We start from the raw sequence: 13,291 nt of genomic DNA, 5'->3' as shown, positions 1-13,291 counted from the left end.
TCGAAACCTAGGCCCGGGACCAGCGGTATTCATTCTCGGGGCGCCCCGGCGCGCCGTAGCGTGCGGTCCTGGAGACGGTGCCGGCGTCGGCAAGATACTCCAGGTAGCGCCGGGCCGTCACGCGCGACATTCCCAGCGCGGTCATGACCTCGGTGGCGGACACCGCCCCCGGCTGGTTCCGGATGAAGTCGCGGACGGCGTCAAGGGTTGAGGGTGCCAGGCCTTTCGGGAGGGGCAGTTCCGACGGCGCCCTGAGGCTGGCGAATGCCTGGTCGACGTCGCTCTGGGAGGCGCCGGCCTTGGCTGATCCCGCCTCGGCGCTGGCAAGCTGCTCGCGGAACTGGCGGTAGCTGTCCAGCTTGTCCGAGAACGTGGCAAACGTGAACGGCTTGATGAGGTACTGCACCACGCCGATTGACACGGCGCTGCGGACGATCGCGAGCTCCCTGACCGCGGTGATCGCGATGATGTCCGCGAAATGGCCGGAGGAGCGCATCCGGCGCGCGATGTCGAGTCCGTGCAGGTCCGGAAGGTTCATGTCCAGGAGCACCAGCTCCACGGGGGTGCCGGCCGCTGCGAATTCCGTGAGCATCCGCAGGGCAGACTGTCCGTCGGGAGCGGTGCCCGCCAGGGTGAACCCGTCCAGCCTGCCCACGTAGGCGGCATGGGCTGCCGAAGCTATCGGCTCGTCCTCGACGACGAGGACTCGGATGTCTGTCACGCGTGTTCCTCCGGGAGGCTGTGCGGGTCCGGCGCGGGCAGCACGATATGGAATCGTGCACCGCCGGTGCCGCCGGAGTTGGTGATGGTCATCGTACCGGCCAGACGCTGAACGGCCTGCTTCACAAGCGCCAGCCCGAGGCCGCGGCCGAAGGGACCGGCCTCCTTGGTGCTGAAGCCGTACCGGAAGATGTCGTCGACGGCACCTGGTTCAATGCCCTTTCCGGAATCCTGCACGGTGATCTCCAGTCCGCCGTCGTGTGAATTCACCTGCAGCTCCACCCGCCTCGGCGCGGGGGCGTCGGCGGCGGCATCGATGGCGTTGTCCAGCAGGTTGCCGAGGATGGTGACGAGGTCCTGGACGGCGAGGCCTGCCGCGCCCGCTGCGCCGGATGCCTGCACCGCCAGCTCCACCCCGCGTTCGTTGGCCTCGGCGGCCTTGCCCATGACGAGGGCGCTGACCACGGGTTCCTGCACTGAGCTCACCATGTCGTCCGTCAGCTGCTGGCTCAGTTCGAGATCCTGGGTGGCGAAGTCCAGTGCATCCCCGGTGCGCCCCAGCTCCAGGAGCGAAACCATGGTGTGGAGCCGGTTTGCGTGCTCGTGGGTCTGGGCCCGCAGTGCGTCCGAAAGTGTCCGCATCGTCTCAAGCTCGGTTCCCAGGGACTCGATTTCGGTCCGGTCCCGGATCGTCGCCACAGTTCCGAACACGGCTGTGCCGAACGCCGCCGCCGGGCGTCCGGACCGGGAACCCGGGCCCACGGCCGGACCCTGGTTCACCACGAGGACGCCGGAGCCGGTCAAATGGATCTCGTCGTGGGCGGCGCGGCCTGACTCAAACAGGTTTTTCAGGCTGGGAGCCAGCGGGAGGTCGGCCAGGAGAGGCGTGTTCGCCGGATCATCGCCGGAGTCCCGCGGCTCAAGCCCCAGCAGCTCAGCCGCCTGGTCGTTGTACATCACCACGCGCCCCTTGGAGTCGATCAGGATGACGCCTTCGCGCACCGAGTGGAGCACCGATTCGTAGTAGGCAAAGAGCTGGGCCAGCTGTTCGGGTCCCCAGCCACGGGTTACCCCGCGGAGATAACGCCCCAGGAGCCAGGACGTCAGCGATCCGCCCAGGAGGAGGCCTCCCGCGATGACGAGCAACGCCGGAATCCTGCCGGCAACCGCCACATCAATGTTCCGAACTGTCACCCCCGCAGCCACCAGCGCCTTGACCGAGCCGTCAGCGGCCTTGACCGGAGCGATCGTCCGCACGGAGGGCCCCAGGGTTCCGGCCGTGATCTCCGTGAACACGTGCCCGGCGAGGGCATCGGAGATCGAGCCAATGTACGGCTGGCCAATCTCCTCGTGGAGGGGGTGCGTCCACCGTGTCCGGTCCGGGGCCATGATGGTGATGAAGTCGGCGTCGGCGTTGTCCATCACCTTGAGCGCGTAAGGCTGGAGCCGGGCGGACGGATCTGGGGAGGCCGCGGCCTGGAGCACCAGCGGGTTATCGGCGATGGAGACCGCCAGGGCAGCCATCCGGCGTCCGGTTTCGTCGTACGTGCGGTCGCGGGCGTCCACGAAGGCGGCCGTCCCCACGACAGCGGTCAATGCCAGCACGAACAGCAGGTTGGCCACGAACAGCCGCCTGGCAATGCTCCAACGGTGGATCACAACACCTCCTATGACCAATATGAACGCAACGGTGAGCCAAGTCACTCAGTGGCGAATGATGGAAATCACAAAGGACGGACGCGAAGAGCCCAGAGACTGTGCCGAAGCGTCTTCCAGATTATCCATAAGGAGACACATCATGGCTTCTCAACGAGGAGAGTCGGCCGCACCGGCCAAGACCGGGCGCAAGGGACTGGACAAGTCCCACTACCTTTACATTGCCGTCATCGCCGCCGTCATCCTGGGCGCACTGGTGGGGCTGCTGTTCCCGGAGGTCGGCAAATCGCTGAAGCCGCTGGGGGACGGGTTCATCAAGCTCATCAAGATGATGATCGCCCCGATCATCTTCTGCACCATCGTTTTGGGCATCGGCTCCATTGCCAAGGCCGCAACGGTCGGCAAGGTGGGCGGTCTTGCCCTCGGCTACTTCGTTGTCATGTCGACGTTCGCGCTGGCCATCGGTCTCGTTGTCGGCAACATCATCCACCCCGGTGAGGGACTGGAGCTTGCTCCCTACGACCCGAACAAGAAGGCCGCAACGGACAGCACCGTGGACTTCCTGCTGGGCATCATCCCGAGTGACGTCCCCGTGCTTCCCACGCTGCTCGCCGCGATCCTCGTTGGCTTCGCCCTCCAGAAAATGGGCCCGCAGGGCGCCCCGGTCCTGAAGGCCATCGGCCTCGGCCAGGCAGTCGTCTTCCGGATCCTGATCATGATCATGTGGCTCGCCCCGGTCGGCGCCTTCGGTGCCATCGCCGCGGTTGTCGGCGCCACGGGCTTCCAGGCCATCGTGAGCATGTTCACCCTCATGGTCGCTTTCTACATCACCTGCGCACTCTTCATCGTCGTCATCCTGGGCGGCCTGCTGCAGGTCGTGGCCGGAGTGAACATCTTCAAGCTCATGAAGTACCTCGCACGTGAGTACCTCCTGATCTTCTCCACCTCGTCCTCCGAAGCCGCGCTGCCCCGACTGATCGCCAAGATGGAACACCTGGGCGTCTCCAAGCCGGTGGTCGGCGTGACCGTGCCCACGGGCTACTCGTTCAACCTGGACGGCACTGCCATTTACCTGACCATGGCATCACTGTTCGTGGCCAACGCGATGGGAACCCCTCTGGACCTGGGGGCCCAGATCTCCCTGCTGATCTTCATGATCATCGCTTCCAAGGGCGCAGCCGGTGTGACCGGTGCAGGCCTTGCCACCCTGGCGGCCGGCCTGCAGGCCCACAGGCCGGAACTCCTCGGCGGCGTCGGCATGATCGTCGGCATCGACCGGTTCATGTCCGAGGCCCGCGCCCTGACCAACTTCACCGGCAACGCCGTGGCCACGGTCCTGATCGGAACCTGGGTCAAGGAGATCGACGGCGAACAGGTCAGCCGCGTCCTGTCCGGCGAAGAGCCCTTCGACGAGCAGACCATGATGGCCCATCACGGAGTGCTCGAAACCCAGGAGAAGGCAATTCCTGCCCACGCCTAGGACTCCCGAGTCCACGGCGCCTCGGCGCCGGCCAACCGCCCGTACAGGCCCAGCCTGTGCGGGCGGTTTGCTTGGGCGGAACACCAACCTTCGACCTCAGGTAAAAGGTCAAGGCTCAAGCGCCATCAAAAGTCAAGTTCCACCGAATGCCGTGTCGGGCGCTGTAGCCTTGGGTGGAAGCAGCATGGGCGCCGGGCAGATAGCGGCCCGGGCATTCAGCGGCAGAGAACAATCACCGTCATCGAAAGTGTGGATAGATACGTGAGCAGCGAACAGGGTTCAGCAACTCTGGAAGGCACGGAACTCGACCTGGAAGACGCCGTGATGGGTCCCACAGGACGTCCCTACCGCGAATTTCCGGAGCCCGCGCCGCTGTCCTCCCATGGACCGGCCCGTGTGATTGCCATGGTCAACCAGAAGGGCGGCGTGGGTAAGACCACGTCCACCATCAACCTCGCGGCCGCGCTGGCGGAATACGGCCGCCGCGTGCTCCTGGTGGACTTCGACCCCCAGGGTGCATTGTCCGCCGGGCTGGGCGTCAACCCCCACGAACTTGATCTCACTGTCTACAACGTCCTCATGGACCGCAAGGTGGACATCCGCGATGCCATCCACCAGACCGGCGTGGAAAACGTTGATCTCCTGCCCGCCAACATCGACCTTTCCGCTGCCGAGGTCCAGTTGGTCAATGAGGTTGCCCGCGAACAGGTGCTGGACCGGGCGCTGAAGAAGGTTGAAGACGATTACGACGTCGTCCTCATCGACTGCCAGCCGTCCCTCGGGCTCCTCACCGTCAACGCCCTGACGGCCGCCCACGGCGTCATCATCCCGCTGATCTGCGAATTCTTCGCGTTGCGGGCGGTGGCCCTCCTGGTCGAGACCATCGACAAAGTCCAGGACCGCCTCAACCCGCGGCTGCAGGTGGACGGCGTGCTCGCCACCATGTACGACGCCCGCACGCTCCACAGCCGCGAGGTCATTACGCGCCTCGTGGAAGCCTTCGGCGACAAAGTCTTCGAGACCGTCATCAAGCGTTCCATCAAGTTCGCCGATGCCACTGTGGCCGCCGAACCCATCACCAGCTACGCCGGCAACCACATCGGCGCCGACGCCTACCGCCGCCTCGCCAAGGAACTCATCTCGCGCGGCGGCGCGCCCTAGCCTGGATGTCGGCTGAGTCGGCAACGCCGCTCGCGCAGCGCGGCCAGCAGGCGGACGACGGCGGGACCCCGCCGGAAGTCCGGAAGCCCGGCTTCGAAGTCCGGCTGGCGAACTTCACCGGCCCGTTTGACCTGCTTCTGGGCCTGATCTCCAAGCACCAGCTGGACATCACCGAGGTGGCGTTGGCCACAGTGACCGATGAGTTCATCAAGTACATCCGGAACCTGCAGAAACTGGGGGAGGAGTGGGCCCTTGATGAGGCCAGCGAGTTCCTCGTCATCGCTGCCACCCTGCTGGATCTGAAGGCTGCACGCCTGCTTCCGGCCGGCGAGGTCGAGGACGACGAAGACGTCGCCCTGCTGGAGGCGCGGGACCTGCTCTTTGCGCGGCTGCTGCAGTACAAGGCGTTCAAGCAGGTGGCGGCGCTGCTGGATGCCACGCTCGAGCTGGAGGCTCGGCGGTACCCGAGGCAGGTGGCGCTGGAAGAGCACTTCGCGGCCATGCTGCCGGAGCTCGTCTGGAAGCATACGCCTCGGCAGTTCGCCGCCCTCGCGGAAACTGCCCTGAAACCCAAGACCCCCGCGCCCACCGAAGTGGGGCTGGCGCACCTCCACGGCAGCCCCGTCAGCGTCAAGGAACAGGCTGAGCTGATCGGACTGCGCCTGCAGCAGGGCAGGCCACTGTCGTTCCGCGCCCTGATTGCAGATGCAGAATCCACGCTGGTGGTGGTTGCCCGCTTCCTGGCCCTGCTTGAGCTGTTCCGCGACCAGGTGGTGGCCTTCAACCAGCTTGCGCCGCTGGGTGACCTCACCGTCCGCTGGACGGCGCCCGGCGCGGAGTGGAGCAGCGACCACCTGACCGAAGAATATGAGGAACAGCCGTGAGGAAACCTGTGCAGGAACCGTCGTCGGATGACACGGACAGCGGCGGCACCGATGTCACGGCGCTGCCGGGCGGAGCGCGCGCTGCGCTCGAGGCCGTCCTGATGGTGCTGGACCAGCCGGCATCGGCAACGGACCTCGCCGCGGGACTCAACCTGACCGTGGCGGCCGTGGAGAACCTGCTGCTGGAACTGCAGCGCGAGTATGACGGCTATACTGTTAAAGCCCCGGATATGGAAATTGCCAGTAACGCTGGCTTCACCTCCAGCCCCCGGGGCTTTGAATTGCGGAATGTCGCCGGTGGCTGGCGCATCTACTCCAGGGCTGAATTCGCTGACGTCGTCGGTGCCTTCGTCTTGGAGGGACAGACGGCCAGGCTGACGCAGGCGGCGCTCGAAACGCTCGCCGTCATCGCGTACCGGCAGCCCGTTTCCAGGGCGAGGGTGTCTGCAATTCGCGGGGTCAATGTTGACTCTGTCGTGCGGACGCTGACCCAGCGGGGGCTGATCGAGGACTCCGGAACAGATCCGGAGTCAGGCGCTGTCCTGTACCGTACGACGTCGTATTTCCTTGAACGCATGGGAATCGGCTCGGTGGCTGAGTTGCCTCAGCTTTCACCGCACCTTCCGGGGCTTGAAGGAATTGAAGAGTTCTATGACGCCGGAAGAATGTAGGCAGTTTTGCCTGCGCAACAGTATTCACCAGGGCAGATTTAATCTGCACGGCTGGCTAGTGTTGTCCTAGGACAACCGTTGCCGGTCAACACAACGAAGGACGGGTCATGACACAGGCGGGACGCCAGGGTTCACCACGTAAAAGTTCAGGACGTAAAGGTCCGGAACGAAATTCAGCGGGCAGCGCAGGACCTGTCTCTTATACACATCTAGATGTGTATAAGAGACACCCGCGGCGGCGGCTTCGGCGCCGGCCAGCGGGACTTCTCCAAGGGCGGCGACCGCCCCTACAAGGCACCCAGGCCGCGGGAGGAGCCTTTCGTCGATCCCGACGAATCGCCCGCCGGCGAGACGGCGGCCGGCCGCCGCTGGCGACTGGAAGTCCGGCGCCAAGCCGGCAGTCCGGAAGCCCGGAGCCCGCAAGCCCGGGGCAGGAAAGGCGCCCGGCACCCCCGGCGCGCTCAAGCCCAAGCCGCGGTCCGCTGCGGCCAAGACCTTCGGCACGCGCGCATTCGGCGGCGAACGGTTCGGCCAGAGCCTCGGTGCGGTCCGCAAGCCTTCGCGCAAGCGCGGCCCCAGCGGTCCCGTGCCGCAGTCCGAACTGCACGACGCCGACGGCGTCCGCCTGCAGAAGGTCATGGCGCAGGCGGGAGTGGCTTCGCGGCGCGTCTGCGAAGAGATGATCGCCGAAGGCCGCGTGAAGTCGACGGCCAGGTAGTCACCGAGCTCGGTGTCCGCGTCGATCCCAAGGCGTCCGTTATCCACGTGGACGGCCTGCGCATCCAGCTCGATGAGTCCCTCGTGTACATGGTCTTCAACAAGCCCAAGGGCGTCGTGTCCACCATGGAGGACCCGGACGGGCGTCCCTGCATCAGCGACTTCGTCCGCAACACCCATGGAGAGCGCCTCTTCCATGTCGGCCGCCTGGACGTCGCCACCGAGGGCCTCCTGCTGCTGACCAACGACGGCGAACTGGCCAACCGCCTGACGCACCCTTCCTACGAGGTTCCCAAGACGTACCTGGTCCAGGTCCGGGGGCCGTTCCCGCAGGGCATCGGCGCGCAGCTGAAGGCCGGCGTTGAACTGGAGGACGGCATCGCCTCGGTGGACTCGTTCCGGCTCGTTGATTCGACTCCCGGGCATGTGCTCATCGAAGTCGTGCTGCACTCGGGCAAGAACCGTATTGTCCGCCGGCTCTTCGACGCCGTCGGATTCCCCGTGCTGCGCCTGGTGCGCGTCAAGGTGGGCCCCATCGGCCTGGGCGACCAGCGCCAGGGGAGCATCCGCAACCTCGGCAAGCAGGAAGTCGGCCACCTGCTGGCGTCCGTGGGGCTGTAAGGCATGTCTGCTTTCCGCACGCACGGTCGCGGGCACCTGAACGGCCCGGTCGCCGTGATCGGCACCGGGCTGCTCGGCGCCAGCATCGGCCTCGGCCTGCGCGGCCGGGGCGTCTCTTATACACATCTAGATGTGTATAAGAGACAGGTGTACCTCTCTGACCCGTCGCCCACCAACCAGGCCGTCGCCGTGGACATCGGCGCCGGCCTGCCGCTGGACGCACTGGGCCAGGAGCAGCCCGAACTCGTCGTCGTGGCGGCTCCGCCGGACGTGACGGCGGACGTCGTGGAACGTGCACTGGCTGACTACCCGGAGGCCACCGTCGTGGACATCGCCAGCGTCAAGGCGGCCATCCTGGACGAACTGCGCCGCCGCGGCGTGGACCTGTCGCGGTACGTCGGAACGCACCCCATGGCAGGGCGCGAGAAGTCCGGGCCTGTTGCCGCACGCGGCGAGCTCTTCACGTCCATGCCCTGGGTGGTGTGCCCCGCCGAGGAGTCCTCTCCCGCGGCGCTGCAGGCCGCCCGCGCCCTGGCGGGCGACCTTGGCGCCGTCGTCTCGCAGTTCACCGCGGACGAACACGACGAGGCCGTAGCGCTCGTATCGCACCTGCCCCAGGTCATGTCGTCGCTGCTGGCCAGCCGGCTGCAGGGCACTCCGCTGCCCGCGTTGTCCCTCTCCGGCAACGGGCTGCGGGACGTGACGCGCATCGCCGCCAGTGATCCCACGCTCTGGGTGCAGATTCTTGGGGCCAACGCCGAAAAGGTCGTTGGCATCCTGCACGGAGTCCGCGAGGACCTGAACAGGCTGATCGGCACGCTGGAGGATCCAACGGCCCCGGGCGCCCACCTGGACCTTGCCCAGCTGATCAGCGAAGGCAACGCCGGGCAGGCACGGATCCCTGGCAAGCACGGGGGGCCGCCGCAGGCGTATTCCTGGCTGACCGTCCTCGTGGACGACAAGCCGGGCCAGATCGCCCGGCTCCTGACGGAGATCGGCGAGATCGGCGTCAACGTGGAGGACCTGCGGCTCGACCACTCATCCGGCCAAAACGTCGGCATGGTGGAACTGTCCGTTCTCCCCAACAGGCACGATCTCCTCATCGAAGCCCTCAATGACCGCGGATGGCGGGTACTGCAGTAAATGACACAGGAACTGATTGATACTTTGCCTGCCCTGCGCCTGGGCCGGCCCCTCGTTGTCGCCATCGACGGGCCGTCCGGATCCGGAAAATCAAGCGTCAGCAAGGAAGTTGCCCGCCGGCTGAACCTCGCCTACCTGGACACCGGCGCCATGTACCGGGCGCTGACCTGGTTCTGCCTCGACCGCGCCATCGACCTCACCGACGCAGCCGCCGTCGAACTTGCGGCTGAAGAACTGCCGCTCGACATCAGCACCACTCCGCATGAAGAGTATGTGCGCGTGGACGGCAAAGACGTCACCGAGGCCATCCGCGAGCCGGCGATCTCCGCCGCGGTCAGCGCCGTGGCCACAACGCTGGGAGCCCGGACCGAACTCATCCGGCGCCAGCGCGCGCTGATCGAAAAGCACCACCGCCGCATGGTGGTGGAAGGCAGGGACATCACCACCGTCGTCGTGCCCGGTGCACAGGTGCGCATGCTCCTGACCGCAAGCGAGGAAGCCCGCCTGCGCCGGCGCGGCATCCAGCTTGGCGGCACCCAAAGCGCGGAGGAGCTTGCCGCCCAGGTGACCCAGCGCGACGCCAGGGATTCAACCGTTGTGAATTTCACGCAGGCCGCTGACGGTGTGGTCACGCTCGATTCGTCGGAGCTCGACTTCGAGGAGACCGTGGCCGCGGCACTGCGGATTGTCACCAAGGTCATCAACCATGAGTGACGCGTCCGGCGCTGCCAACGAGGGTGCTCCGGGCAGCGGCGTGCCTGCGGCCTGGACCATGGGATGGAGCCGGCCCGTGGGCTGGCTGCTGGACCACGTCATCTACCGGACCTCCGTCACGGGCCGCGACAACGTGCCGGCCGACGGCCCGGTGATCTTTGCGGGCAACCACATCAGCTTCCTGGACGGCCCGGTCATGTTCGGCGCATCCCCGCGCCCCATGCACATCCTCGTCAAACAGGAGATGTTCAAGGGCTTCCTGGGGCGCGTGCTGAGGGCCTCCGGCCAGCTTCCGGTGGACCGCTCCGGGGACCGGTCTGCCCTCCAGCTCGGCAAGGCGGTGCTCGACGCCGGCCGTTGCGTCGGGATTCTTCCCGAAGGCACGCGGGGCAGCGGCAAGGCATCCGGAATCAGTAACGGAGTGGCATGGCTCGCCTTGAACTCCGCGGCAGCGGTGGTCCCGGTGGCCATCCTCGGCACGCGGAAGGGCGGCGAACACCTGGACACGGTTCCCAGGCCGGGCCGGAGGCTGCACGTGAGCTTCGGTGAGCCCCTCCGCATTGGCCGAAAACCCAACGAAACCGGGCGTGCTTCAATGGACAGGGCGGGAATGGAAATCCGCGCTGCGCTGGCGAAACATGTCCAGGACACCATTTACCTGAGCGGGCAGCCATTGCCCGACGCGGAATTCCCGCAAGAACGTCCCAACGCAGTAGCCGGGTCGCCGGCAGATCACCACTAAGGAAAGTGCAATGAGCGATACGACTCAAACCTCCGGCCTCTCGGGCGCCGGCGAAGACGAATACACGCCCACCGGCACCGACCAGGTGGCTGAGCATCTCGCAGCCCTGGACGATGACGAGGCCGAGCTCCGCGCGGCCTCTCTCCGGGCCGGGCTGGACGACTACGAACTCGACGACGAAGACGCAGCGCTGCTCAGCGGCCGCTACGACGACGAGGACTTTGAAGGGCCGGTCAAGCTCGATCCCGTGCTGGCCATCATCGGCCGCCCGAACGTGGGCAAGTCCACCCTTGTGAACCGCATCCTCGGCCGCCGCGAGGCCGTCGTGGAGGACACCCCGGGCGTGACCCGCGACCGCGTGATGTACTCCGCCCACTGGAACGGCCGTAACTTCACCGTGGTGGACACCGGCGGCTGGGAGCACGATGCCCGCGGCATCCACGCCCGGGTGGCGGAACAGGCCGAAATGGCCGTGGAGCTGGCTGATGCCGTGCTGTTCGTCGTTGACTCCGCCGTGGGCGCGACTGCCACGGACGAAGGCGTCATGAAGATGCTGCGCAAGAGCAAGAAGCCGGTCATCATGGTCGCCAACAAGGTGGATGACTTTGCGCAGGAAGCCGATTCCGCCACGCTCTGGGGCCTGGGATTCGGCGAGCCGTACCCCGTGTCCGCCCTGCACGGCCGCGGCGTCGCCGACCTTCTGGACCATGTCATGGACACGCTGCCGGAATTCTCCACCATCGAGGGCCTGGAACGTTCCGGCGGCCCCCGGCGTGTGGCCCTGATCGGCCGCCCGAACGTGGGCAAGTCGTCGCTCCTGAACAAGCTCGCCGGTTCCGAGCGTGTCGTCGTGGACAACACTGCGGGCACCACGCGCGACCCGGTGGATGAGTTCATCGAACTCGGCGGCCGTACCTGGCGCTTCGTCGACACCGCCGGCATCCGGCGCCGCCAGCACATGGCCCAGGGCGCCGACTTCTACGCCTCCCTGCGGACCCAGAGCGCGCTCGAAAAGGCGGAGGTCGCCGTCGTGCTCCTCGCCGTGGACGAGGTCCTCAGCGAGCAGGATGTCCGCATCCTCCAGCTCGCCATCGAATCCGGACGCGCCATGGTGCTGGCGTTCAACAAGTGGGACCTGCTGGACGACGAACGCCGGACTTACCTGGAACGCGAAATTGAGCAGGACCTGGCCCACGTGGCCTGGGCGCCGCGGGTCAACATCTCGGCCAAGACCGGCTGGCACAAGGACCGCCTCGTGCCCGCGCTGGACCTTGCCCTCGAAAACTGGGACAAGCGCATCCCCACGGGCCGGCTCAACGCCTTCCTGGGCGAGCTCGTGGCCGCCCACCCGCACCCGGTCCGCGGCGGCAAGCAGCCCAGGATCCTCTTCGGCACGCAGGCCTCCAGCCGGCCGCCGAAGTTCGTCCTGTTCACCACAGGCTTCCTGGACCCCGGATACCGCCGGTTCATCACCCGGCGGCTCCGCGAAACGTTCGGTTTCGAAGGCACGCCCATTGAAGTCAACATGCGTGTCCGCGAAAAACGCGGCAAGAAGCGTTAATTAGGACACACCGTGCCCGTGGCGGCTGAAAATGTCACGGGCACCCTCCGGAATCGTGTAAGCTTTTGGAGGTGGTTCGGCCGGACTGCTTAGGTGAAATTCTTCTGAACTTCACTGAAGCGGAGAACGGCGGAACTGACGGGCTGTAGCGCAGCTTGGTAGCGCACTTGACTGGGGGTCAAGGGGTCGCAGGTTCAAATCCTGTCAGCCCGACCAACTAAACCCCGCCAATCCGGTATCCGGATTGGCGGGGTTTTTTGTTGTCCGGAACCGGCCGCGTAGGCCCTGCCGGAAAGGCGACTATTTGAGGAAGCGGGACGTCCTGCGGTCGGCCAGGATCTTCCCCTTGGTCTGGCACGTCGGGCAGTACTGAAGCGCGGTGTCGGAGAAGGACACTTCACGCACGGTATCGCCGCACACCGGGCACGGCAGGCCGGTGCGGCCGTGGACCCTCATGGCGCCCCGCTTCGTGTCCTTCAGGTCGCCGGGCGCCTTGCCCACTGCCTCCTTCACCGCTGCCCCCAGGACACTGTGGACGGCGTCGTACAGAATCCGCACGCTGTCCCGGTCGAGGGAACTGGCGATGGCAAACGGCGAGATTCTTGCCGCGTGCAGGATTTCGTCGCTGTAGGCGTTCCCGATGCCGGCCATGACGCCCTGGCTCCGTAGCACGCCCTTGATCTGCTGCGAATGTGACGCGAGAATATCGGCGAACTCCCCGGGGCCGAATCCGGGGTCCAGCGGATCCGGTCCCAGCCCGGCAACGCCCGGGACATCACGGGGATCACGCACCACATAGACCGCCAGGCTCTTCTTGGTCCCGGCTTCAGTCAGGTCGATGCCGACATGCTGGCCGTCCGCTCCGGCGAACCCGACCCGGGCGGCGATGGGGCCCTTTCCCGGACGGAGGGGAGCGGCCGAGGGAGATTCCGTGTATCGGACCCACCCCGCCCTGGCGAGGTGAAACACGAGGTGCAGGCCGTCGGCGTCGATGCTGATGAATTTTCCGAAGCGTTCCACGCCGGTGACGGTGCGGCCCACCAGGGCCGTGTAGGGCGGGTCCGCTGTCTTAAGCACGGCCACGGACAGCACCTGGAGCTTCTCCAGCACGGCGCCCCGCAGACGCCCGTTCAGGAAAGACGTCAGACCGGCCACTTCCGGTAGTTCTGGCATGCACCCACTTTGCCACAGCCGGACGCCGGAGTGGGCGTTCGGGCCGCG

At 66.3% G+C, this 13,291-nt stretch carries 11 protein-coding genes, 1 tRNA gene and 1 pseudogene; 10 read left to right on the top strand and 3 right to left on the bottom strand.

Annotation, left to right across the window (positions count from 1 at the left end):
- Window positions 1-7: 7 nt before the first annotated feature.
- A complete protein-coding gene (locus B1A87_RS10675; RefSeq protein ID WP_078029002.1) occupies window positions 8-721 on the bottom strand; it encodes a response regulator in 714 nt (237 codons plus the stop codon).
- Window positions 718-2,379 (bottom strand): sensor histidine kinase, encoded by a 1,662-nt coding sequence (locus B1A87_RS10670; protein WP_078029001.1) that lies wholly within the window; start codon window positions 2,377-2,379, stop codon window positions 718-720. The genes B1A87_RS10675 and B1A87_RS10670 overlap by 4 nt, the downstream gene beginning before the upstream one ends.
- Before the next feature lie 139 nt (window positions 2,380-2,518).
- Here B1A87_RS10670 and B1A87_RS10665 point away from each other — a divergent pair, with 139 nt between their 5' ends.
- The 10 genes and pseudogenes from B1A87_RS10665 to B1A87_RS10615 all read left to right on the top strand — a co-directional run bounded on the left by B1A87_RS10665 (window position 2,519) and on the right by B1A87_RS10615 (window position 12,286).
- Window positions 2,519-3,856, top strand: a complete 1,338-nt coding sequence (locus B1A87_RS10665; protein ID WP_078029000.1) for a cation:dicarboxylate symporter family transporter — start codon at window positions 2,519-2,521, stop codon at window positions 3,854-3,856.
- 261 nt (window positions 3,857-4,117) lie between these two features.
- Window positions 4,118-5,017 (top strand): ParA family protein, encoded by a 900-nt coding sequence (locus B1A87_RS10660; RefSeq protein WP_078028999.1) that lies wholly within the window; start codon window positions 4,118-4,120, stop codon window positions 5,015-5,017.
- Between the two features lie 5 nt (window positions 5,018-5,022).
- On the top strand, window positions 5,023-5,901 hold the full coding sequence (locus B1A87_RS10655; protein ID WP_078028998.1) for a ScpA family protein: 879 nt from the start codon (window positions 5,023-5,025) through the stop codon (window positions 5,899-5,901).
- The gene (locus B1A87_RS10650; RefSeq protein WP_347034207.1) at window positions 5,898-6,572 is read left to right on the top strand and encodes an SMC-Scp complex subunit ScpB; all 675 of its coding nucleotides are present in this window, start codon (window positions 5,898-5,900) and stop codon (window positions 6,570-6,572) included. The genes B1A87_RS10655 and B1A87_RS10650 overlap by 4 nt, the downstream gene beginning before the upstream one ends.
- Window positions 6,573-6,679: 107 nt before the next feature.
- Window positions 6,680-7,910: pseudogene (locus B1A87_RS10640) on the top strand (pseudouridine synthase).
- Between the two features lie 3 nt (window positions 7,911-7,913).
- Window positions 7,914-9,053 carry a prephenate dehydrogenase gene (locus B1A87_RS10635; protein WP_144275782.1) on the top strand — a complete coding sequence of 380 codons (1,140 nt, stop codon included), beginning with the start codon at window positions 7,914-7,916 and terminating at the stop codon, window positions 9,051-9,053.
- Window positions 9,054-9,767, top strand: a complete 714-nt coding sequence (gene cmk / locus B1A87_RS10630; RefSeq protein WP_078028995.1) for a (d)CMP kinase — start codon at window positions 9,054-9,056, stop codon at window positions 9,765-9,767. It abuts the gene before it with no gap.
- A gap of 58 nt (window positions 9,768-9,825) precedes the next feature.
- Window positions 9,826-10,509, top strand: a complete 684-nt coding sequence (locus B1A87_RS10625) for a 1-acyl-sn-glycerol-3-phosphate acyltransferase (protein ID WP_139362869.1) — start codon at window positions 9,826-9,828, stop codon at window positions 10,507-10,509.
- 10 nt (window positions 10,510-10,519) lie between these two features.
- Entirely contained in the window at window positions 10,520-12,070 is a 1,551-nt protein-coding gene (gene der, locus B1A87_RS10620) for a ribosome biogenesis GTPase Der (RefSeq protein ID WP_078028993.1), read from the top strand.
- A 139-nt stretch (window positions 12,071-12,209) separates the two neighbouring features.
- A tRNA-Pro gene (locus tag B1A87_RS10615) sits at window positions 12,210-12,286 on the top strand.
- 84 nt (window positions 12,287-12,370) lie between these two features.
- Here B1A87_RS10615 and B1A87_RS10610 read toward each other — a convergent pair.
- Window positions 12,371-13,243, bottom strand: coding sequence for an Fpg/Nei family DNA glycosylase (locus B1A87_RS10610; protein WP_078029025.1), 873 nt, complete (start codon window positions 13,241-13,243; stop codon window positions 12,371-12,373).
- Window positions 13,244-13,291: the final 48 nt, after the last annotated feature.

It is taken from the genome of Arthrobacter sp. KBS0703, from assembly GCF_002008315.2.
Classification (GTDB): Bacteria; Actinomycetota; Actinomycetes; order Actinomycetales; family Micrococcaceae; genus Arthrobacter.
The sequence above is the reverse complement of the archived record's forward strand: the minus strand, read 5'-3'. Positions and strand labels throughout refer to the sequence as shown.

Excerpts from the sequence above, each read along its gene's own strand:
- B1A87_RS10635 (WP_144275782.1), top strand. The coding sequence starts at position 7,914 with ATGTCTGCTTTCCGCACGCACGGTCGCGGGCACCTGAACGGCCCGGTC.
- der (WP_078028993.1), top strand. The coding sequence starts at position 10,520 with ATGAGCGATACGACTCAAACCTCCGGCCTCTCGGGCGCCGGCGAAGAC.
- B1A87_RS10665 (WP_078029000.1), top strand. The coding sequence starts at position 2,519 with ATGGCTTCTCAACGAGGAGAGTCGGCCGCACCGGCCAAGACCGGGCGC.
- B1A87_RS10655 (WP_078028998.1), top strand. The coding sequence starts at position 5,023 with ATGTCGGCTGAGTCGGCAACGCCGCTCGCGCAGCGCGGCCAGCAGGCG.
- B1A87_RS10625 (WP_139362869.1), top strand. The coding sequence starts at position 9,826 with ATGGGATGGAGCCGGCCCGTGGGCTGGCTGCTGGACCACGTCATCTAC.
- B1A87_RS10610 (WP_078029025.1), bottom strand. The coding sequence starts at position 13,243 with ATGCCAGAACTACCGGAAGTGGCCGGTCTGACGTCTTTCCTGAACGGG.
- cmk (WP_078028995.1), top strand. The coding sequence starts at position 9,054 with ATGACACAGGAACTGATTGATACTTTGCCTGCCCTGCGCCTGGGCCGG.